General features: G+C 60.3%; 1 protein-coding gene. It reads left to right on the forward strand.

The window, feature by feature from the left end:
- Positions 1–19 precede the first annotated feature (19 nt).
- On the forward strand, positions 20–640 hold the full coding sequence (locus AAAB16_RS09045) for a TetR/AcrR family transcriptional regulator (protein WP_340663034.1): 621 nt from the start codon (positions 20–22) through the stop codon (positions 638–640).
- Positions 641–1054: the final 414 nt, after the last annotated feature.

Below are 1054 nucleotides of genomic sequence, written 5' to 3' on the forward strand. Positions count from 1 at the left end.
GAGCAGGGCTGGGAATGGAATGACAAACCACAAGATCAAAATCCGCCGCAAAAACGTCGAGAAAATCCTTCTGGCCGCCGAGCAAGTCTTCGCCGAGCAAGGCCACGCCGGCACTTCCATGTCCGACATCGCCAAGCGCGCCGACCTGCCGCGCTCCAACCTGCACTACTACTTCACCACCAAGGACGACCTGTACCGCGAGGTGCTGGTTAACCTGCTGAGCGTTTGGGAGTTGGAAGGCGCCTGTTTTGTCCACTTCGATGACCCACGGGTGGTGCTGACCAGCTACGTTCGGGAAAAGATGACCCACTCGCGCACGCGGCCCCATGGCTCCAAGCTGTGGGCCAACGAAATCATGCATGGCGCGCCGTTGTTTCGCGACATCTTGGATGAGCACTTATTTGCCGGGGCCAAGTTCAAAGAGAACAAGATTCGCCAGTGGGTTGAGGGAAAACGCATCAAGCCGGTGGAGCCGTTTGCGTTGTTGTATTTGATTTGGGCCTCGACCCAGCACTATGCGGATTTTGATTATCAGGTGACGGCGTTGAATGGGCATCAGCCGCTGAGTGATCAGCAGTTTGAGCAGGCGGTGCAGACGATTACGGCGGTGGTGTTGCGCGGGATCGGGTTGGAGCCTTAACGCCCGACGGACGTAGGGTGTGCTGTGCGCACCGGGTTCTTGGTGGTTTGTTCGTTACCGCGTGGGCTGATAGATCTGTTTCGCGCCTTACGCGCGACCTACTTTTCCAGTCGCGGAAAAGTAGGCAAAACGCTTGCCCCTACCTTGGCCTTGCGCTGCGCTCCAGGTTCCCTCGCTGCGTCGTTGCTCCAGGGGGCGGCGTGCAGGGCCATCCATGGCCCCACGCCTTTCGCGGCTCCTGCCGCTCAACCCCTTACACAACGACTCCACTCGGCCTTGCGGTGAACGGGGCGGGTAGATCACAAGCCAGATCAAAGGCCCCTCACCCCCGGCCCCTCTCCCCTAGCCGGGCGCCCACCAGCAGGCGAGGGGTGACGAAAACTCACGACCTAGCGCGGTCAGCTCCCTCTCCCG

The organism is Pseudomonas sp., from assembly GCF_037994325.1.
In the GTDB taxonomy this organism is placed as follows: Bacteria; Pseudomonadota; Gammaproteobacteria; order Pseudomonadales; family Pseudomonadaceae; genus Aquipseudomonas.